Consider the following 19,751-nt stretch of genomic DNA (forward strand, 5'->3'; position numbering starts at 1 on the left):
TCCATCAGAAATGAAACGCGCGGCATCATAGCGCTAATAAATCGGATGGCAATATTTTCTTTTGTTATTGTGGTATTTCTAGATGGAATTGAACTCGCCTCTGAAGATTCATAAAGCGAGTGTTTGATATTATTAAGTGTTAGGTTGTACTTCTGTAATCGATAAATGACAGTCCGTTTTAATGATGCGATTGATTTTTAGATCAGCTTGAGCGAGCAAATTTTCTAACTCTTCTTTGGTCCTTCCATCGGCACCGATCATTAGATTTGAACAGATAAGCCCTATATTTTTACCAAAATTGGGTTTGTTATCGTTGATGACATGAGTATCAATTAAGAGTAATTTTGATGTTTTTTTCATGGAACGACGTATTACATTGAATATATTAATTAATTTTTCATTATCCCAGTCGTGAGTAATGGCTTTAAGTAAGTAAAAATCGGCCGCAGGGGTTGAATCAAAAAATGAGCCCGTCTGTGTTTCCCAGCGAGAATCATCCCCTAGTTGGTGTAATAGATGTTTGTCAGTAATGATGAGCCTATCAAATAATATTCCATGTGTTAGGGGATTGGATTTTAATACTTCAAGTAATAAACCTCCGCGTCCTCCTGCAATATCTGCAATAAGGCTATTTTCAGGGAAGGGGTATTTATCAACGATAAATGGATTTTCTAACCTTGAATATGAAGCCATGCCAGCATGAAAGTTTTCAGGTAAATCGACATTTTTTTCCCAATACTCATAGAAGGTTCCACCAAACAATTTTTCAAAGATGGGTACCCCTTTAGCCATATCGGATAAATAGTAGGATGGCATCCAAAATGTTTGGTCAGTGAACATTAACACCGCATTACGTAAAGAATAGGGATGAGATTCTAATAAGAATTCGGCTTCTGGTGTCAGTGTAAAGCATTCATCGTATGTGGATGTGAATATATTCTGAGTCGCCAGTATTCGTAATATTTGTTGAATAACCGTGGGAATTGCACCTATTTCTTGTGCTATTTGTTCAGCGGTCTTTGGGTGAGCTTCAAGTGTTTCTGCTAGCTTCAATTTTACGGCTGCACGTAGTGCTGCATGGAACATGAATCCTGTTGCTTTATTCAGGAGCTGAATACCAAGCTCTAACTGATTAAATTTATGATTATTGGGTAGAGAGTTGTTCATATAGCCCCATATTATTAAGGTGAAGTAAGTTGTTAGATTGAACTTAATTATTTGCGTACCTAACCCATTAAAGGAAGCCTTAAAATTTGATAGTGTCTAAAATTAGCGACAAACCATGGGGTGCGGTGTCGCCAAAAGGTGACATTTATCTTGATGATAAATAAGAACATTAAAAAACAGGTTGGTCTGTGTCTTAAATTGGAGACAGATAAGGGAATATAATTTGGAATTAGAACTTGTTCACAATATGTCAGATTAGATGTAAAAAAGTATAAAATTAAAAATCAAGCAAATTCAATGTGATATAAAATAGTTTGAAAAGTTGGCACGATGTGTGCATAATAATATTCAGTTGCTCATTCAATTGCTTATGTAGGTCCAAATTTGTTGGGAACATACCACATAAAACCCGAATGATGCCAAAGTAAGGTGCCTACCGTCCAACACCATAGATATTCGCTTTCGAGCCTTATCAAACACAGGGCGACACGTTGAGTGAGGCACCACCTATATGATTATCTTTAGTAAAAGACATAGTCATATATAAGCTGTAAAGTATCGCTGGCGGATAAATGGGAATTCTCATTTATCCGCCTTCCTACATCTGCATCCCCTCCAGCTAGATTAGCCATAAGCAATAAAATTCCTTTTAGTCTATTTTCTTGAAAATTATCACATTTTACCCCATAAACTGGCACGTTCATTGCTATTTAATCGATATGGCACACTCGCCAATATCCCAATGCAAACAGAATTTTCCGCTTAGGGGGGACTTCTGCTACCATTGAAAGACATATAAATAGGTAAGAGATGAACGGTTTGAGCAAATGGCGTCTTTTCCCGCGCTCATTGAGGCAACTGGTAGTCATGGCCTTTTGGCTAGTTTTACTACCTTTATTGGTACTAGCCTATCAGGCATACCAAAGCCTTGAGCAATTGAGTAATCAAGCGGCAAATATTAATAAAACAACACTGCTAGATACCCGTCGTAGCGAAGCAATGAGTAGTCTCGCGTTGGAAATGGAGCGTAGCTATCGGCAGTATTGCGTTCTACAAGATCCTGCATTACAAACGCAATATCACAAACAGTTTGCCGATTACGAGCAGATGTTAGAACGCCAGAAAACCATCCTGCCAGATAATGCGGATAGCTCTGCATTGGTAAATGCATTAAAGCAGCTAAAAGCGATCAGTTGCGAGAGCAATGAACCAACCCAGCTTACGACTAAAGCGTTAGAACAGTTTTCTGCGCAAAATACACAACTTGTGCAACAAACCCGCGATGTTATTTTTAGTCGTGGGGATCAGTTGCAAAAAGCCATCGCAAATAAAGGGCAGCTATTTGGTTGGCAAACATTAATTCTGTTTTTACTCAGTGCATTATTGGTTACGCTATTTACTCGAATGATTATTGGTCCGGTAAAAGTGATCGAACGGATGATTAATCGCTTAGGAACAGGTCTGACGCTAGAAAATGATATTGACGGATTTAAAGGTCCTCGAGAGTTAAGAACCATTGCCCAACGAATTATTTGGTTGAGTGAAAGGCTTGCTTGGCTCGAATCTCAGCGCCATGAATTTTTACGCCATATTTCCCATGAACTAAAAACACCGTTAGCCAGTATGCGTGAGGGGACGGAGTTATTGGCAGATGAAGTTGCCGGACCGTTGACCAGCTCACAAAAAGAGGTTGTTGAGATACTGGATCATAGTAGTAAGCACCTTCAGCAACTTATTGAACAGTTGCTCGACTATAATCGAAAATTAGTGGATGAGCCGCCTGTTGCACAATTAGTTGATCTGAATAAGTTGATCGATGACATTGTGAATGCACATAATTTGCCAGCAAGAGCGAAAGAGATAAAAACGGAAATTCGCTTAAAAGTGGAAAGTTGCCTCGCGGAGCCGACTCTGCTCGGAAGAGTTATTGATAATATCTACTCCAATGCGGTGCACTATGGCGGCGAATCAGGTAATATTTGGATCTCTAGCCGACGAACAGGTAATAAATTAGTGATTGAGATTGCCAATACCGGCACTCCAATCCCTGAGTCTGAGCAAAATATGATTTTTGAACCTTTCTATCAAGGAAGCCTCCAAAGAAAAGGCGCCGTAAAAGGAAGTGGACTGGGGCTTAGCATCGCGCAAGATTGCATTAAACAGATGGGCGGTGAGCTATCATTGGTTCCCCACAAATCAGCGGATGTCTGCTTTCGAATTGAACTGCCTTTAACTGCAGAGAACGAATAACAATGGTAAATAGGTCTACAGATTTTTGGGCTGTATTGTGTAAGACGATATTGCCAAAAACAACATTCAATAGCCGTAGAGTGACGAATAAATCATTCCGCATCGCTACGCCGTTAGGAATATTTTTCTTTTCTCTCTTTCTTTCTGGTTGTGTGGTGAAAAATGGACAATCTCCGTTAGAAACCTTAGCTCAAGTGGTGATCCCAGAAGTCAAAACGACAGATTATCGCTATGCATCCTGTGAGTCCATTTGGGAAAATCAGCAGCTTGCCTCACAAGAGAATGCGCTGTATTGGTTGCGTATGATGGGGTGTGTTGATCGAATGGATGCAGAACAAGCACGTAACAAAGCCAAGCAGATCGACGTGACTGATTGGTCTAGTTCATTCACGAAAAATATCCTATTGAATTCTGCTGAGCCGTCGATTACTGAACGACGTCAAATGCTAGATAGCATCAACACGTATAGCTTAAGTTTTCCTACACCTGTTCGCCCGCTATTACAGATTTGGCGCGAACAGCAAGTGCAAGTTATCAACCTTGCTGAAGCTAATTCTCGTTATAAACGCTTACAGCAGGAAATGGATACCAAATTTGATCGTTTAAAAGAAGATAATGCAAAGCTGCGTTTTGAGTTAGATTCAACATCACGCAAATTAGAAAACTTAACCGATATTGAGCGTCAGCTCTCTTCACGCAAAAAAAATGCGAATGAAGCTGAAAAAGAAGATGAAAAGGCGGTAACTGATGCCGTCGCTGCTTCTCCTGATGCAGCTAAGCCAGCCGAAACAGAACAAAATCCAGCGGAGAATAAAGTACAATGACAAGCCGTAAGTCAGCGAACTTACTACTGGTTGATGATGACCCTAGCCTGCTAAAACTGTTAGGCATGCGCTTAAGTAGTGAAGGTTTTAAAGTATCGACAGCAGAGAGTGGTCCAGAAGCACTAAAACGCCTACAAAAAGAAAAAATCGATTTAGTGATTAGTGATTTACGTATGGATGAAATGGATGGCATGGCGCTGTTTGATGAGGTGCAAAAAGCCCATCCAAATCTTCCCGTCATTATTCTAACGGCGCATGGGTCTATTCCAGATGCAGTTGCGGCCACTCAACGTGGCGTTTTTAGCTTCTTAACTAAGCCAGTTGATAAAGATGCATTGTATAAAGCTATTGATGAAGCGTTAGCACTGTCATCCACGCCGATGAGCGATGAAGAGTGGAGCTCTGGAATTGTGACTCGTAGCCCACTCATGATCCGCTTACTTGAGCAAGCTCACATGGTGGCACAGTCAGATGTCAGCGTGCTAATTAACGGGCAAAGTGGTACGGGGAAAGAGGTTTTGGCTCAGGCAATCCATCGCGTGAGTCCTCGAGCTCATAAACCGTTTATTGCTATTAACTGCGGTGCGTTGCCAGAACAACTTCTTGAGTCCGAATTATTTGGTCATGCAAAAGGGGCCTTCACAGGGGCAGTTAGCAGCCGAGAAGGCTTATTTTTTGCTGCCAACGGCGGAACCCTATTTTTAGATGAAATTGGCGATATGCCAATGGCTCTTCAGGTTAAATTACTGCGTGTTTTACAGGAGCGAAAAGTTCGCCCTCTAGGTAGTAACCGTGATTTAGATATCGATGTACGGATTATCTCTGCAACACACCGTAATTTACCTAAAGCGATGGAAAAAAATGAGTTTCGTGAAGACCTTTACTATCGCTTAAATGTCGTGAATTTACGTATTCCTGCATTGAATGAACGCTCGGAAGATATTCCATTATTAGCTAATCATTTACTACGTGAAGCCGCAAATCGTCATAAGCCATTTGTACGCAGTTTTTCCAGTGATGCAATGAAGTGTTTAATGACGGCAAGCTGGCCCGGTAATGTGCGTCAGTTGGTCAACGTGATTGAGCAATGTGTGGCACTCACCACATCTCCCGTGATCAGTGAAGCATTGGTCAGCCAAGCTTTAGAAGGGGAAAACACAGCATTACCGACATTTGTAGAAGCGCGTAATCAATTTGAATTGAATTACTTGCGTAAATTATTACAGATGACGAAAGGTAATGTGACTCAAGCCGCTCGCATGGCTGGGCGAAACCGAACTGAATTCTATAAGTTACTCGGGCGCCATGATTTAGAAGCGAACGATTTTAAAGAATAAAACCTTTATAGCCTAAAGGTTTAAGGGAGAAAAAACATTTTATGAGCCGTAAGCTTAATATCTCATTAGCGCAACTCAACTGGTTAGTTGGTGATATTGAAGGTAACTGTGACCGTATGTTGCAAGTTGTCGAGCAACAGTCACAAAATACTGATATCGTCATGTTTTCTGAGCTGGCTCTGACAGGATATTCCCCTGAGGATTTACTGTTCCGCCACGATTTTGAAGAGCGCTGTGTAGCTCAATTAAAACGCTTACAACAAGCAAGCGGCGAATGTGCCATTATCGTTGGTCATCCTTGGTATGAAGATAGCGAAATTTACAACGCATTATCCTTTTTCTATCAAGGAAAATTACTCGCGCGTTACTTCAAGCAGGAATTGCCTAACTATGGCGTATTTGATGAGCCTCGCTACTTTACCGCAGCCGAAGACACCTGTGTGGTGGACTTCAAAGGTTACCGTTTAGGCTTATTAATCTGTGAAGATATTTGGTACGACGAGCCCATCGATAACGTTAAAGGTGCGGGTGCTGAGTTAGTATTAACCATAAATGCATCACCATATGACCTGCATAAAGAGCATATTCGAAGTGACCTGCTGGAAGAGCATTGCCAGCGTACGGGCTTACCGATTATTTATCTTAATCAAGTCGGCGGTCAGGATGAATTAGTCTTTGATGGTGCATCTAAGGTTCTTGCAAACAAAGGTAAGCAAGTTTATCAAATGGCTGAGTTTGATGAGCAAGTAGCTACCGTGACTTTTGAAGAGTTAAAATTAGTCACCGAACAGCCAAAACTACCCGAAGTATCAACCACCGCACAAGTTTATCAAGCTTTAGTTCTAGCAACTCGTGATTACATTAATAAGAATGGATTTAATGGCGCCATTTTAGGTTTGTCTGGTGGTATTGACTCTGGTCTAACAGTCGCCATTGCGGTTGATGCGATTGGTAAAGAACAGGTTCAGGCCGTTATGATGCCGTTCCGCTATACTTCAGAAATGAGCATCCATGATGCAAAAGAACAAGCCGAATTATTAGGTGTTGAATTTGATATTGTCTCGATCGAGCCAATGTTTGATGCTTTTATGACCGAATTGCAGCCGATGTTTGCAGGAGCTCAAGCGGATACAACAGAAGAAAATCTACAAGCACGTTGTCGAGCAGTGATCTTGATGGCTATGTCGAATAAACGTCGACGTTTGGTGTTAACGACCAGCAATAAGAGTGAGTCCGCAGTTGGCTACTCAACGTTGTATGGGGATATGGCGGGTGGATTCGATGTATTAAAAGACGTACCAAAAACGCTGGTCTTTGAACTGGCTAAATATCGTAATACAATATCTCCAGCTATTCCACAACGCGTGATTGATAGACCACCTTCAGCGGAACTTGCTCCAGGCCAATTGGATCAAGATAGCTTGCCACCTTATGATGTTCTGGATGCCATCTTAGAAGGTTATGTAGAAAAAGATTTATCTGTGACTGACCTAATCAAACTTGGGTTTGATAAAGAAACAGTTCGCAAAGTGGTGCGTCTTGTCGATATTAACGAATATAAACGCCGTCAGGCTCCAGTAGGGCCGCGGATCACAATGCGTAATTTTGGCAAGGATCGTCGTTATCCGATTACTTCAGGTTTTGGCCGTAAAAATTGGTCATAACAGGAACTGAATATGAAAAAAATTGATGCAATTATAAAGCCATTTAAACTTGATGATGTTCGTGAGGCTTTAGCGGAAGTGGGTATTACAGGGATGACCGTAACGGAAGTCAAAGGCTTTGGTCGTCAAAAAGGACATACAGAGTTATACCGTGGTGCTGAATATATGGTGGATTTTTTACCCAAGGTAAAAATTGAAATCGTTGTTCCTGATGATATCGTCGAAAGTTGTGTGGAAACTATCATGCAAACGGCGCAAACAGGTAAAATCGGTGACGGTAAGATCTTCGTTTATGATGTGGCTCGTGTTATTAGAATTCGAACTGGCGAGCAAGACGAAGAAGCGATTTAACCATCGCTAAAAATGCGGTAACGGAATAAATATATCTTACATGGGATGATCATATATTTACATGCGAGTCCGTTACCGCAAAAATTTAAATTTAAATTATAAATAACGCATTAAAACAACAGATTAACAATGAAACTATCATTAATTTAGTGGTAGAGCCTTATGTGGCCCAAAGCATTCATAATGGATATTCTCTTCAGCAACACCCATCTCAACTAATTGTTTTCCTACATACTGCATAAAGCCCACAGGCCCGCAGAAATAGAACTGCATATTAGGCTGTAATACGTTGTCTTTTATATGCGCTAAGTTTAGCAACCCACGGAAATGATAATCTTTCCCTTCGAGATCTTGGGGGAGAGGTTGATTAAACCACACGGCATAATGTCCTTGAGGGTGTTGTTCCATGAGCTGTTTTATTTCATCGCTAAAGGCTTGAACCGTGCCATTTTCTGCTGCATGTAACCAATTCACCGGGGCTTGATGTTGCTGCTCAGTTAAGTGATTAAGCATGCTCAACATAGGGGTTAAACCTACGCCGGCGGAGATTAAAGTGACCGGTGTTTGGCTATCGACATCAATGAAAAAATCCCCGCATGGTGGGGCTAATCGAACAATATCGCCGACATTTAATTCTTGGTGTAAGAAACCAGAAACGATACCTTGTTCTTCACGTTTTACGGCAATTCGGTAGGTTTTACCGTTTGGAGCTGTGGTGAGTGAATATTGACGTATTTCTTGATTTTCAAAGCTATTTTCATTGAGATAAATAGTGATATATTGCCCCGGACGATAATCTGCAACAGCTTTTCCGTCGACAGGCGTAAATTCAAAACTGGTGATCACCGAGCTTTCAGCTTGTTTACGGGTAACTTTAAATTCTCGTAAACCATCCCAGCCTCCAGATTTTTCAGCATTTTCATGATAGATAGCAGCTTCACGATTAATAAAAATATCCGCGAGTACGCCATAAGCTCTGCCCCAAGCATCGAGGACTTCTTGTCCAGGGCTGAGTAGTTCATCAATTGCTGCGAGTAAATTTTCCCCCACGATAGGATAGTGCTCAGGCTTAATATTTAAGCTGACGTGTTTTTGCGCAATTTTTTCCACCGCACCAATTAATGCTTCAGGGGTTTCAATATGAATAGCATAAGCGCAAATCGCATTAAACAGGGCTTCTCGCTGTTCCCCATTGATTTGATGAGTCATATTAAAAATATCTTTTAACTCAGGATGCTGCTTAAACATTCTTTCATAGAAATGTGCAGTAAGTTTTGGCCCAGTAGCAGCAATAGCGGGGATGGTAGATTTAATCGTGGCGATGGTTTGTTGATCAAGCATGCAGGTACTCCTGAATTATTTTCATGATTTAATGAATCTATAAACATGTATTTTATATGCAACTTATAATATTTGAGGATAAATGTAAATAATCAAATGCATAAAAAGTTACAGAAATAGCCACATAATTAGAGGTGGTTAACAAAACTAGATATTCATCTCGGAATTATTGAAATAAGCACTATTATATAGTGTGTTGATTAAAGGGATCTGAACGCAAAAAAATTTATGCAATCGTTTGCGTGTATTTTTCCTTAGGGGCTATCTCAACGACGAAAAAGAGTTTACACTGTGGGTCATTAAGTTGATTTGATTGTTACCTTATTGAATTGCTGAGGCAGGAGAAGCGAATGTTAAAGCGTGAAATGAATATTGCAGATTACGACCCACAACTGTGGGAAGCAATGGAAAAAGAAGTAGAACGTCAAGAAGAACATATTGAATTAATTGCTTCTGAAAACTACACAAGTCCACGAGTCATGCAGGCTCAAGGCTCTCAGCTAACCAATAAGTATGCGGAAGGTTACCCAACTAAACGTTATTACGGTGGTTGTGAATTCGTAGACGTGGTTGAGCAATTAGCGATTGACCGTGCAAAAGAGTTGTTCGGTGCTGACTACGCAAACGTACAACCACACTCAGGTTCACAAGCTAACGCTGCTGTTTATATGGCGCTGCTGCAACCGGGTGACACTGTATTAGGGATGAATCTTGCTCACGGTGGTCACTTAACTCACGGTTCCCCAGTCAACTTCTCCGGCAAACTCTACAACATCGTTCCTTATGGCATCGATGAAAGCGGTAAAATCGACTATGACGATATCGCTGCTCAAGCTAAAAAACACCAACCAAAAATGATCATCGGCGGTTTCTCCGCTTATTCTGGTGTCGTTGATTGGGCAAAAATGCGTGAAATTGCAGACAGTATTGGCGCTTATTTATTCGTCGATATGGCGCACGTTGCAGGTTTGGTTGCTGCGGGTGTTTATCCTAACCCAGTGCCACATGCTCACGTTGTTACGACAACAACACACAAAACTTTAGCAGGTCCACGCGGTGGTCTGATTTTAGCTAAAGGCGGTGATGAAGATCTGTATAAAAAACTGAATTCAGCAGTATTCCCTGGTTCTCAGGGCGGTCCTCTGATGCACGTTATTGCAGGTAAAGCGGTGGCTTTGAAAGAAGCAATGGAACCAGAGTTCAAAATTTACCAACAACAAGTTGCTAAAAATGCGAAAGCAATGGTGGAAGTGTTCCAAAATCGCGGCTTCAAAGTTGTTTCTGGCGGTACTGAAAATCACTTGTTCTTAGTTGACTTAGTTGACAAAGATATTACAGGTAAAGATGCGGATGCTGCATTAGGTCGTGCTAATATCACAGTGAACAAAAACAGCGTGCCTAACGATCCTAAGAGCCCATTCGTGACTTCTGGTGTTCGTATCGGTTCCCCTGCGATTACTCGTCGTGGTTTCACTGAAGCTGATGCGCGCGAGCTAGCAGGCTGGATGTGTGATATTCTGGACAACATCAATGATGAAGCGACCATTGAAGCGGTTAAACAGAAAGTATTAGCTATCTGTAAAAAATACCCAGTTTACGCATAATGGCAATTTACTTATAACTTAATCTAAATTAGTTATCTAAACCCGCTTCTACTTTCGTAAAGCGGGTTTTTTGTTGTCGGTCCTAAACCACCACCGAAGATGGTGGCGATTTGAAAATAAGGGAGGAGTGATGGTTATCCCATCAACGCGCTGGTTAGCGATTGATTATTTTACCTACTTTTTTGCTTACAGTATTTTCTTACCTTTTTGGTCGGTATGGCTACAAGGTGAGGGTATTGATGCTGAAATGATTGGGGTATTGTTGGGTATCGGGTTAGCAGCTCGTTTTCTTGGTGCGATGTTCATTACCCCTTTAGTCAAAGAGCCATCAAAATTAATTCTTGCGTTACGGCTGCTGGCCACACTGTCTCTTATTTTTTCTATTGGCTTTGCCTTTGGCTCTCATTGGGCTTGGTTACTATTTGTAATGATTGGATTTAATCTTTTCTTTGCTCCAATGGTTCCTTTAGGGGACTCTCTTGCGGGAGCATGGCAAAAGCAATTTACCTTTGACTATGGCAAAATTCGTGTTTGGGGTTCCATCGCTTTTATTATTGGATCTTCGTTGATGGGATATTTGTCAGGAGTCTGGGGGCATAAATCTATCATGGTCGCACTGATTATCAGTTGCGCTGCAATGTTATTAGGAACGCTACTAAAACCTGCCATTATGCCTGCTGGGGCAGCAAAAACTGATGGTGTCAGCAAAGTTTCTTTTAAACAGCTGATTGCCGATAAAAACGTCGTTAAATTTTTAGTTTGTGTCAGCTTACTGCAAGGAGCTCATGCGGCTTACTATGGTTTTGCTTCGCTGTACTGGAAAGAAGCGGGATATTCAGATTTAGTCATAGGTAATTTATGGTCTCTTGGTGTCGTCGCCGAAGTCATCGTTTTTATGTTAAGTCACCGTTTATTCCGCCGCTGGAGTGCGCGTAACTTACTATTACTATCCGCAGCCTGTGGAATTATTCGCTGGAGTATGATGGGAGCATTTACTTCATTGCCCGTGTTAGTGATGGTGCAAATTCTTCATAGTGGTACGTTTACGGTCTGCCATTTGGCTGCAATGCGCTTTATTAGTGCCCGTAAAGAGAATGAAATTATTCCATTACAAGGTGCTTATTCTGCATTGGCTATGGGAGGCGGGTTGGCAATCATTACCATTATGGTTGGCTATATTTATGAGCGGGTCCCACAGCAGCATGGCGTGGTATTTTTCTTGATGGCTATATTGGCCGTGCCTGCGTTATTTATTAGACCTAAAGTAGAAGCTAAAGGTTAGTTCGTGAAAAACAACAAGGGCGCAAAGTTCTCACTCTGCGCCCTTGTTGGTTATTATCAATTAGCGTTTTAACGCTTCAGATAATTCATCTTTCATGACAGTCAGAATGTCTCTAACAACTCGAGGGCTGCCTGCAACTAGATTACCTGATGCTAAGTAGTTATGACCGCCGATAAAGTCAGTCATGATACCGCCAGCTTCACGCATGATCAGTTCGCCACCTAAGAAATCCCATGGTTTTAAGCCAATTTCAAAGTAAGCATCAACGCGGCCTGCTGCGACATAGCATAAATCTAAAGCTGCAGAACCTGAACGACGGAAATCTGCGCACTGTTCAAACATTTTGCTCATGACATTCATGTATGGAGTTGCATGTTGTTTATGTTTGAATGGGAAACCAGTGGCAACAATTGCGCCTTCAAGATCACGTTTTTCAGCAATCCGTAAACGGTAACCGTTAAGCTGTGAGCCTTGGCCACGTACAGCAGTAAACAATTCATTACGCATAGGATCGTAGACAGCAGCAACTTCTGTACGGCCTTTGATGCGTACAGCAATAGAAACAGCGAAATGAGGGAGACGTTTTGTGAAGTTAGTGGTGCCATCCAGTGGATCGATTACCCATTGAATATCATCATCTTTACCTAACAGTTCACCACCTTCTTCTGTGATGATGGTATGGTCAGGATACGATTTACGGATAATCTCAATAATGAGTTGTTCAGCTTCACGGTCAACATTGGTGACAAAATCGTTAGAACCTTTTTGGGTCACGACAACATTTTGAGGAGTTTCATAGTTTTTAGCTATGTGATTACCAGCCTTACGTGCGGCACGTATGGCGATGTTAAGCATCGGATGCATGGGTTTTTTCCACTGGAATTTTTAAAGAACGAAAAACAAGAGAGCCGAATTATATAGATGATCGTCACAATAAGCAATTTTGTGTTAAGCTACTGCGATAAATTTTTCATTACATCGTATAAATCATGTTAGATAATATCCGTATCGTTCTCGTTGAAACTTCCCACACTGGTAATATGGGCTCCACCGCTCGCGCTATGAAAACCATGGGGCTTTCAAATCTCTATTTAGTCAACCCACTGGTAGAGCCAGACTCCCATGCTATCGCATTATCTGCGGGTGCCAGTGATGTGATTGGCAATGCAAAAATCGTGACATCCTTGGATGAAGCGCTTGAAGGCTGTAAGCTCGTGATTGGTACCAGCGCGCGTTCGCGTACATTACCTTGGCCGATGGTTGAACCCCGTGAATGTGGTGTCAAATCCGTTCAGCAATCCAATGAGTCACCTGTAGCGATTATTTTTGGTCGTGAGCGGGTAGGATTAACCAATGAAGAGTTACAAAAATGTAACTATCATCTTTATATCCCCACGAACCCTGAATATGGCTCATTAAATCTAGCAATGGCAGTACAATTAGTTAGTTACGAAATTCGTATGGCCTATTTAGCGATCAATGAAAAAAATACGCAAAAATCCGCGGTTGATGAGGTAGAATACCCACCGGCTGAAGATTTAGAACGTTTTTATGTTCATCTAGAAACTGTATTAAATGAGTCAGGTTTCATCCGAAAAGCGCATCCAGGGTTAATTATGAATAAATTGAGACGTTTATTCACTCGCGCACACGTTGAAACCCAAGAGTTGCACATTCTTCGTGGCATTTTGACATCAATGGAAAAATGGGCGAAAAAGTGAGGTTGAATCCGTGGTAAGGTAAAATAATACTTGAGTAAATTAGTCAGGTAAATAGTTGACCAAATTACTCAGGTATGTCACAATTATTGCATATTTTACCATGGAGTATTTATGTTATGAGACTCACTTCCAAAGGGCGTTACGCAGTAACTGCGATGTTAGATGTCGCGTTACACTCTCAGACAGGTCCTGTACCTTTAGCTGACATTTCTGAACGTCAGGGAATCTCCCTCTCTTATCTTGAGCAACTCTTTTCTCGTTTACGGAAAAACGAATTAGTTTCCAGTGTCCGCGGCCCTGGTGGTGGTTATTTGTTGGGTCGAGGCTCTGATCAAATCTTTGTTGCTGAAGTAATTGCTGCGGTTGATGAATCCGTAGATGCTACCCGTTGTCAGGGTAATAAAGAAGGTTGCCAAAATGGCGATCGTTGCTTAACACACGCATTATGGCGCGATTTAAGTGATAGAATTACCAGTTTCCTGAGCAGTATCAGCCTTGATGAATTAGTCAAAAATCAAGAAGTGCTTGATGTTGCGGATAGGCAAGATAATGAAAAGCGTAAGACAATGCCAAACGGTATTGCTCCAGAATCCATTATCAATGTACGTGCCTAATATAAAATAGATTATAAATTGCAGTCGATACTCAAATGGTAAGGGCGTGGCAAAAATAGCTAATCCTGCCTTGGGTATCTTTAAAAAATTAAAGGCAAAGCTGTCTTGTCCTTTGGAGTATGTGAGCAATGAAATTACCGATTTATCTAGATTATTCAGCGACTACGCCAGTTGACCCTCGCGTTGCTGAAAAAATGATGCAATGTCTAACAATGGATGGGAATTTTGGTAACCCAGCATCCCGTTCACACCGTTTTGGCTGGCAAGCTGAAGAGGCGGTTGATATTGCTCGTAATCAAATCGCTGAATTAGTTAATGCGGATCCTCGTGAAATCGTATTTACATCAGGTGCAACAGAATCTGATAACTTAGCTATCAAAGGTGCTGCCCAGTTCTATCAGAAAAAAGGTAAGCATATCATTACGTGTAAAACAGAACATAAAGCAGTTCTGGATACTTGTCGTCAATTAGAGCGTGAAGGCTTTGAAGTAACGTACTTAGCGCCTCAAAGCAATGGCTTAATTGATCTGAAAGTATTAGAAGCGGCAATGCGCGAAGATACAATTTTAGTCTCTATCATGCATGTGAATAACGAAATTGGTATCGTTCAAGATATCGCGACGATTGGCGAATTATGCCGTAGCCGTGGCATCGTATTCCATGTTGATGCAACTCAAAGCGTCGGTAAATTACCTATCGACCTGTCAACGCTAAAAGTTGACCTAATGTCTTTCTCTGCTCATAAACTATACGGACCTATGGGTATCGGCGCATTGTATGTTCGTCGTAAACCTCGTATTCGTTTGGAAGCTCAGCAACATGGTGGTGGTCATGAGCGTGGTATGCGTTCAGGCACTTTACCTGTACACCAAATTGTAGGTATGGGTGAAGCTTACCGCATTGCAAAAGAAGAGATGGCGCAAGAATCTGAACGTCTGCGTGGATTACGCCTGCGTTTATGGAATGGTATTAAAGATATCGAAGAAGTTTACCTTAACGGTGATTTAGAAAATGGTGCGCCGCACATTCTTAACGTCAGCTTCAACTATGTTGAAGGTGAATCCTTAATGATGTCCTTAAAAGATTTAGCGGTCTCTTCAGGCTCAGCTTGTACTTCTGCAAGCTTAGAACCTTCTTATGTGCTACGTGCTTTAGGAATGAGTGATGAACTGGCTCACAGTTCAATTCGTTTCTCTTTGGGTCGTTTTACCACAGAAGAAGAAATTGACTATGCAATCAAACAGATTCATGGTGCGATCGGCCATTTACGCGAGCTGTCTCCTTTATGGGATATGTTTAAAGCAGGCGTAGATATTAATAGCATCGAATGGTCTCACCATTAATCAGACAGTTTAAGGAGTTTAAGAATGGCTTACAGCGAAAAAGTTATCGATCATTATGAAAATCCACGCAATGTCGGTTCATTTGATAACAATGATCCAAGTGTGGGTAGCGGTATGGTAGGAGCGCCTGCTTGTGGTGACGTCATGAAATTGCAGATCAAAGTCAATGATGACGGCATTATCGAAGATGCGCGCTTTAAAACATACGGTTGTGGCTCTGCTATTGCTTCAAGTTCACTGGTAACTGAGTGGATGAAAGGTAAAAGCTTAGACGAAGCAGAAGCAATCAAAAATACAGCCATTGCTGAAGAACTTGAATTGCCACCAGTGAAAATTCACTGTTCAATTCTGGCTGAAGATGCGATTAAAGCTGCAATTGCTGATTACAAAAGCAAACGCCAAAGCAAATAAAACATAATTATCAGTAAATTTGGGCTGCACTCGTTATATATCAACAATAAAAATCCACAGCCCTGTGACTGATAAGTAAACTCAAAATTAATTAAAGATGTATTTATTATGCAACTTTAAGTATGATGAGTTGTACCGATGATTTGAAGGCGGATGCTAATATTTTGATAGCATCTGCCTTGTTTGTTTCTAAAGTGAGGTTTGCAATGTCTATTTCTCTTACAGAAAGTGCAGCGCAACGAATTCAAGCTTTCTTGAAAAATCGTGGTAAAGGCGAAGGTTTGCGTTTAGGTGTAAGAACTTCAGGTTGCTCAGGAATGGCATACGTGCTTGAATTCGCTGATGTTATCAATGAAGAAGACACAGTTTTCGAAGATAAGGGTGTTAAGGTCATCATTGATGGCAAAAGTATGGTTTATTTAGACGGCACTGAGCTGGATTTTGTTAAAGAAGGCTTAAACGAAGGGTTTAAATTTAATAACCCTAATGTTAACAGTGAATGCGGATGCGGTGAAAGTTTTCACGTATAATGTCTTCAAATGAACATGACTTTGACCAATGTAACTAGCATGATACTAATGGCAACATGATATTTAGTTAAGTTAGCTACATTGGTACCCGGTTCGAGAAACTGAGCACTTATGGATTATTTTACTCTTTTTGGGCTAACCCCAAACTATGCGATTGACAGTGAGCAACTCACGCATCGCTTTCAAGAACTACAGCGACAGTATCATCCAGATCGCTTTGCAACCTGTTCCGAACAGGAAAAAATGCAAGCCCTCCAACATGCTGCAACTATCAATGCGGCATATCAATCTCTTCGTCATCCGCTAAAACGTGCGGAGTATATGCTTTTACTGCATGGTTTTGACATTAATAACGAACAGCATACCATGCACGATACTGCATTTTTGATGGAGCAATTAGAGCTGCGTGAAGAATTAGATGGTATTGAAAATAGCTCGCAAGCGCTTGAACAACTGTCTGAGTTCATGAAAAAAGTCAAACAAATGCAACAGATACGTAGCGCTTTAATGGTCACTCAGCTTGATGGTATGCAGTGGGAACAAGCCGCAGATACCGTACGCAAATTGCGTTTTCTCGATAAGTTACAGCAACAGGCTGAGCAACTCGAAGAACGGTTACTAGACGACTTTTAAGAGAAAACCACTATGTCTTTATTACAAATTAGCGAACCTGGCATGACTGCGGCGCCACACCAGCGCAAATTAGCAGCAGGGATCGATCTGGGGACAACTCACTCTTTGATTGCGACAGTACGCAGTGGTGAGGCGGCGACGTTACCTGATGACCAAGGTCGTGACTTGTTACCGTCAATTGTTAATTACCAAGCGGATAGCCGAATCGTTGGATGGGAAGCAAAACAACTTTCAGAGCAAGATCCTGTTAATACCATTATTTCAGTGAAACGTATGATGGGACGCTCATTAGCTGATATCCAGAAACGTTACCCTGAATTACCTTACCAACTTACAGCCAGCGAAAATGGTTTGCCGTTTATCCAAACTGCAGCTGGGCAAGTAGATCCTATTCAAGTTTCTTCTGACATTTTGAAAACCTTAGCCAAAAGGGCAGAACAAACGCTGGGTGGTGAAATGGACGGTGTCGTGATCACTGTGCCAGCTTATTTCGATGATGCACAGCGTCAAGGTACTAAAGATGCTGCTCGTTTGGCAGGATTGCATGTACTACGTTTATTAAACGAACCTACCGCTGCTGCAATTGCCTATGGTTTAGATTCTGGACAAGAAGGGGTTATCGCGGTTTATGACCTTGGCGGCGGAACTTTTGACGTATCTATTTTACGTCTAACTCGTGGTGTGTTTGAAGTTTTAGCCACCGGTGGTGATACTGCACTGGGTGGTGATGATTTCGACCAAGTTCTCGCTGAATGGATTGCGGCACAGGCCGGTCTTTCCGTTCAAGGTAATCACCGTTTAACTCGCCAGCTGTTGAACATTGCGACAGAAACTAAAGTGGCGTTAAGTGATGCTGAATCTGTCACTATCACCTTGCCAAATTGGCAGGGCGAAATAAACCGTGAAACATTTGAATCTCTGATTGAAACTCATATTAAACGTACTTTAATGGCGTGTCGCCGAGCGTTAAAAGATGCTGGCGTTGAGGCGAGTGAAGTTCTTAATGTAGTCATGGTCGGTGGTTCAACACGAGTACCATTAGTCAGAAAAAAAGTGGGTGAGTTTTTTGGGCGTACACCATTAACGTCCATTGATCCTGATAAAGTCGTTGCGATCGGTGCAGCTATTCAAGCCGATATTTTAGTGGGAAATAAACCTGATAGCGATATGTTGCTATTAGATGTGATTCCTTTGTCATTAGGGTTAGAAACCATGGGCGGTTTAGTGGAAAAAGTTATTCCACGTAACACGACAATCCCTGTCGCTCGAGCTCAAGAATTTACCACGTTTAAAGATGGGCAAACGGCGATGAGTGTTCATGTTGTCCAAGGTGAGCGTGAAATGGTCGCAGATTGCCGCTCATTAGCTCGATTTACGTTACGTGATATTCCACCAATGGCTGCTGGCGGCGCACATATTCGAGTCACATTCCAAGTGGATGCTGACGGCTTGCTTAGTGTAAGTGCGATGGAAAAATCCACTGGTGTCGCGGCTTCGATTCAAGTTAAGCCATCTTATGGTTTAACTGACACTGAAATTTCAACCATGATTAAAGATTCAATGGCTAACGCGCAGGATGATCTAAATGCGCGCCGCTTAGCGGAGCAAAAAGTTGAAGCAGCAAGAGTGCTTGAAAGTTTAACGAGCGCATTAGAGCAAGATGCACATTTACTGACACCGAAAGAAGAGTCAGAAATTGATAATGCGGTCAATGAGTTAATCCAAGCGGTAGAGGGAACTGACCCTACCGTAATTGAAAATGCAATTAAACAACTGGATAAAAAATCACAGGAGTTTGCTGCTCGTCGAATGGATGCTTCCATCCGCCAAGCGTTGTCAGGCCATTCTGTGGATGAGATATAATTATGCCTAAAATAGTTTTTTTACCTCATAGTTCTTTATGTCCGGAAGGTGCGGTTGTTGACGCACAAGAGGGCGAATCAATTTTAGACGTAGCATTGCGCAATGGAATCGAAATTGACCATGCCTGTGAAAAATCCTGTGCATGTACCACATGTCATTGTATCGTCCGTGAAGGATTCGATTCATTGGAAGAGAGCAGCGAACTTGAAGACGACATGCTAGATAAAGCATGGGGCTTAGAACCAGAAAGCCGCTTAAGCTGCCAGGCACTGGTTGCGGATGAAGACCTCGTTGTCGATATTCCGAAGTATACGATTAACCACGCTCGCGAACACTGATGCTCGTTATATTTTGCGCCGTAGCGTTGTTGGCTGCATTCGCTAACCCTAGTCACATACTTTTGTATGCACCTAGGGATTAACTCTTTTTGCCGCTTTGCTCGTCATAGTTCTCGCCGTAGCGTTGTTGGCTGCATTCGTTAACCCTAATCACATACTTTTGTATGCTCCTAGGGATTAACTCTTTTGCCGCCTAGCTACAATATGAACTATTTAGAGCGGTATAATCCAAAAAACTGACTTTGTAGAATTTGGAAAAAATATGAGCTTAAAATGGACAAACAGCCGTGAAATTGGTGAAGCGTTGTATGATGCTTACCCGGATATTGATCCAAAAACAGTGCGTTTCACCGATATGCACCAATGGATTTGTGACTTAGAAGATTTTGAAGATGACCCACAAAAATCAAACGAAAAAATCTTAGAAGCAATTTTGTTAGTGTGGTTGGATGAGTTCGAGTAAGCAATCACTGATAAA

19 protein-coding genes are annotated in these 19,751 nt (G+C 41.6%); 16 read left to right on the forward strand and 3 right to left on the reverse strand.

Annotated elements, in window-relative coordinates:
• Positions 1 to 132: 132 nt before the first annotated feature.
• Positions 133 to 1,167, reverse strand: coding sequence for a methyltransferase (locus PR761_RS00780; protein ID WP_006814714.1), 1,035 nt, complete (start codon positions 1,165 to 1,167; stop codon positions 133 to 135).
• An 810-nt stretch (positions 1,168 to 1,977) separates the two neighbouring features.
• Between PR761_RS00780 and PR761_RS00785 the strand changes: the two genes are divergently transcribed.
• Genes PR761_RS00785 through glnB form a run of 5 tightly spaced genes read left to right on the forward strand, consistent with a single transcriptional unit; the run spans position 1,978 to position 7,593 of the window.
• Positions 1,978 to 3,417, forward strand: coding sequence for a sensor histidine kinase (locus PR761_RS00785; RefSeq protein ID WP_039855053.1), 1,440 nt, complete (start codon positions 1,978 to 1,980; stop codon positions 3,415 to 3,417).
• Positions 3,418 to 3,419: 2 nt separating this feature from the next.
• The gene (gene qseG / locus PR761_RS00790; RefSeq protein ID WP_112837073.1) at positions 3,420 to 4,241 is read left to right on the forward strand and encodes a two-component system QseEF-associated lipoprotein QseG; all 822 of its coding nucleotides are present in this window, start codon (positions 3,420 to 3,422) and stop codon (positions 4,239 to 4,241) included.
• Positions 4,238 to 5,578, forward strand: coding sequence for a two-component system response regulator GlrR (gene glrR, locus PR761_RS00795; protein ID WP_006814710.1), 1,341 nt, complete (start codon positions 4,238 to 4,240; stop codon positions 5,576 to 5,578). The genes qseG and glrR overlap by 4 nt, the downstream gene beginning before the upstream one ends.
• Before the next feature lie 41 nt (positions 5,579 to 5,619).
• Positions 5,620 to 7,242: an NAD+ synthase gene (locus PR761_RS00800; RefSeq protein ID WP_006814709.1), complete on the forward strand. Its 1,623-nt coding sequence runs from the start codon at positions 5,620 to 5,622 to the stop codon at positions 7,240 to 7,242.
• Between the two features lie 12 nt (positions 7,243 to 7,254).
• Positions 7,255 to 7,593, forward strand: a complete 339-nt coding sequence (gene glnB / locus PR761_RS00805) for a nitrogen regulatory protein P-II (RefSeq protein ID WP_004921424.1) — start codon at positions 7,255 to 7,257, stop codon at positions 7,591 to 7,593.
• Between the two features lie 141 nt (positions 7,594 to 7,734).
• Here the strand turns inward: glnB and hmpA are convergent, their stop codons facing one another.
• Positions 7,735 to 8,934, reverse strand: coding sequence for an NO-inducible flavohemoprotein (gene hmpA, locus PR761_RS00810; protein ID WP_154610578.1), 1,200 nt, complete (start codon positions 8,932 to 8,934; stop codon positions 7,735 to 7,737).
• 350 nt (positions 8,935 to 9,284) lie between these two features.
• Here hmpA and glyA point away from each other — a divergent pair, with 350 nt between their 5' ends.
• Both glyA and PR761_RS00820 read left to right on the forward strand, forming a co-directional pair.
• Entirely contained in the window at positions 9,285 to 10,538 is a 1,254-nt protein-coding gene (gene glyA / locus PR761_RS00815) for a serine hydroxymethyltransferase (protein ID WP_006814707.1), read from the forward strand.
• A gap of 130 nt (positions 10,539 to 10,668) precedes the next feature.
• Positions 10,669 to 11,820, forward strand: coding sequence for a 3-phenylpropionate MFS transporter (locus PR761_RS00820; protein WP_112837067.1), 1,152 nt, complete (start codon positions 10,669 to 10,671; stop codon positions 11,818 to 11,820).
• 60 nt (positions 11,821 to 11,880) lie between these two features.
• On the opposite strand, the gene suhB is transcribed toward PR761_RS00820, so the two are convergent.
• Positions 11,881 to 12,684, reverse strand: coding sequence for an inositol-1-monophosphatase (gene suhB / locus PR761_RS00825; RefSeq protein WP_126437122.1), 804 nt, complete (start codon positions 12,682 to 12,684; stop codon positions 11,881 to 11,883).
• 125 nt (positions 12,685 to 12,809) lie between these two features.
• Here suhB and trmJ point away from each other — a divergent pair, with 125 nt between their 5' ends.
• The 9 genes from trmJ (at position 12,810) to iscX (ending at position 19,736) form a co-directional block, all read left to right on the forward strand.
• Complete coding sequence (trmJ, locus tag PR761_RS00830) at positions 12,810 to 13,541, forward strand: tRNA (cytosine(32)/uridine(32)-2'-O)-methyltransferase TrmJ (RefSeq protein WP_006814704.1); 732 nt, start codon at positions 12,810 to 12,812, stop codon at positions 13,539 to 13,541.
• A gap of 116 nt (positions 13,542 to 13,657) precedes the next feature.
• Positions 13,658 to 14,155, forward strand: coding sequence for a Fe-S cluster assembly transcriptional regulator IscR (iscR, locus tag PR761_RS00835; RefSeq protein WP_006814703.1), 498 nt, complete (start codon positions 13,658 to 13,660; stop codon positions 14,153 to 14,155).
• A 128-nt stretch (positions 14,156 to 14,283) separates the two neighbouring features.
• Positions 14,284 to 15,498, forward strand: coding sequence for an IscS subfamily cysteine desulfurase (locus PR761_RS00840; RefSeq protein ID WP_006814702.1), 1,215 nt, complete (start codon positions 14,284 to 14,286; stop codon positions 15,496 to 15,498).
• Between the two features lie 24 nt (positions 15,499 to 15,522).
• Complete coding sequence (gene iscU, locus PR761_RS00845) at positions 15,523 to 15,909, forward strand: Fe-S cluster assembly scaffold IscU (RefSeq protein WP_006814701.1); 387 nt, start codon at positions 15,523 to 15,525, stop codon at positions 15,907 to 15,909.
• A gap of 206 nt (positions 15,910 to 16,115) precedes the next feature.
• The gene (gene iscA, locus PR761_RS00850) at positions 16,116 to 16,439 is read left to right on the forward strand and encodes an iron-sulfur cluster assembly protein IscA (RefSeq protein ID WP_039855390.1); all 324 of its coding nucleotides are present in this window, start codon (positions 16,116 to 16,118) and stop codon (positions 16,437 to 16,439) included.
• Between the two features lie 111 nt (positions 16,440 to 16,550).
• Entirely contained in the window at positions 16,551 to 17,072 is a 522-nt protein-coding gene (hscB, locus tag PR761_RS00855; RefSeq protein ID WP_006814699.1) for a co-chaperone HscB, read from the forward strand.
• Between the two features lie 12 nt (positions 17,073 to 17,084).
• On the forward strand, positions 17,085 to 18,935 hold the full coding sequence (gene hscA, locus PR761_RS00860; protein ID WP_154610577.1) for a Fe-S protein assembly chaperone HscA: 1,851 nt from the start codon (positions 17,085 to 17,087) through the stop codon (positions 18,933 to 18,935).
• A gap of 2 nt (positions 18,936 to 18,937) precedes the next feature.
• Complete coding sequence (fdx, locus tag PR761_RS00865; RefSeq protein ID WP_006814697.1) at positions 18,938 to 19,273, forward strand: ISC system 2Fe-2S type ferredoxin; 336 nt, start codon at positions 18,938 to 18,940, stop codon at positions 19,271 to 19,273.
• 262 nt (positions 19,274 to 19,535) lie between these two features.
• Positions 19,536 to 19,736: a Fe-S cluster assembly protein IscX gene (gene iscX, locus PR761_RS00870; RefSeq protein ID WP_006814696.1), complete on the forward strand. Its 201-nt coding sequence runs from the start codon at positions 19,536 to 19,538 to the stop codon at positions 19,734 to 19,736.
• The last annotated feature ends 15 nt before the right edge of the window (positions 19,737 to 19,751 follow it).

Source organism: Providencia sp. PROV210 (assembly GCF_028479445.1).
Classification (GTDB): Bacteria; Pseudomonadota; Gammaproteobacteria; order Enterobacterales; family Enterobacteriaceae; genus Providencia; species Providencia rustigianii.

What these genes read in the sequence shown, in the direction of transcription:
- PR761_RS00780 (WP_006814714.1), bottom strand. Translation starts at nt 1,167, where the DNA reads ATGAACAACTCTCTACCCAATAATCATAAATTTAATCAGTTAGAGCTT.
- PR761_RS00785 (WP_039855053.1), top strand. Translation starts at nt 1,978, where the DNA reads ATGAACGGTTTGAGCAAATGGCGTCTTTTCCCGCGCTCATTGAGGCAA.
- qseG (WP_112837073.1), top strand. Translation starts at nt 3,420, where the DNA reads ATGGTAAATAGGTCTACAGATTTTTGGGCTGTATTGTGTAAGACGATA.
- glrR (WP_006814710.1), top strand. Translation starts at nt 4,238, where the DNA reads ATGACAAGCCGTAAGTCAGCGAACTTACTACTGGTTGATGATGACCCT.
- PR761_RS00800 (WP_006814709.1), top strand. Translation starts at nt 5,620, where the DNA reads ATGAGCCGTAAGCTTAATATCTCATTAGCGCAACTCAACTGGTTAGTT.
- glnB (WP_004921424.1), top strand. Translation starts at nt 7,255, where the DNA reads ATGAAAAAAATTGATGCAATTATAAAGCCATTTAAACTTGATGATGTT.
- hmpA (WP_154610578.1), bottom strand. Translation starts at nt 8,934, where the DNA reads ATGCTTGATCAACAAACCATCGCCACGATTAAATCTACCATCCCCGCT.
- glyA (WP_006814707.1), top strand. Translation starts at nt 9,285, where the DNA reads ATGTTAAAGCGTGAAATGAATATTGCAGATTACGACCCACAACTGTGG.
- PR761_RS00820 (WP_112837067.1), top strand. Translation starts at nt 10,669, where the DNA reads ATGGTTATCCCATCAACGCGCTGGTTAGCGATTGATTATTTTACCTAC.
- suhB (WP_126437122.1), bottom strand. Translation starts at nt 12,684, where the DNA reads ATGCATCCGATGCTTAACATCGCCATACGTGCCGCACGTAAGGCTGGT.
- trmJ (WP_006814704.1), top strand. Translation starts at nt 12,810, where the DNA reads ATGTTAGATAATATCCGTATCGTTCTCGTTGAAACTTCCCACACTGGT.
- iscR (WP_006814703.1), top strand. Translation starts at nt 13,658, where the DNA reads ATGAGACTCACTTCCAAAGGGCGTTACGCAGTAACTGCGATGTTAGAT.
- PR761_RS00840 (WP_006814702.1), top strand. Translation starts at nt 14,284, where the DNA reads ATGAAATTACCGATTTATCTAGATTATTCAGCGACTACGCCAGTTGAC.
- iscU (WP_006814701.1), top strand. Translation starts at nt 15,523, where the DNA reads ATGGCTTACAGCGAAAAAGTTATCGATCATTATGAAAATCCACGCAAT.
- iscA (WP_039855390.1), top strand. Translation starts at nt 16,116, where the DNA reads ATGTCTATTTCTCTTACAGAAAGTGCAGCGCAACGAATTCAAGCTTTC.
- hscB (WP_006814699.1), top strand. Translation starts at nt 16,551, where the DNA reads ATGGATTATTTTACTCTTTTTGGGCTAACCCCAAACTATGCGATTGAC.
- hscA (WP_154610577.1), top strand. Translation starts at nt 17,085, where the DNA reads ATGTCTTTATTACAAATTAGCGAACCTGGCATGACTGCGGCGCCACAC.
- fdx (WP_006814697.1), top strand. Translation starts at nt 18,938, where the DNA reads ATGCCTAAAATAGTTTTTTTACCTCATAGTTCTTTATGTCCGGAAGGT.
- iscX (WP_006814696.1), top strand. Translation starts at nt 19,536, where the DNA reads ATGAGCTTAAAATGGACAAACAGCCGTGAAATTGGTGAAGCGTTGTAT.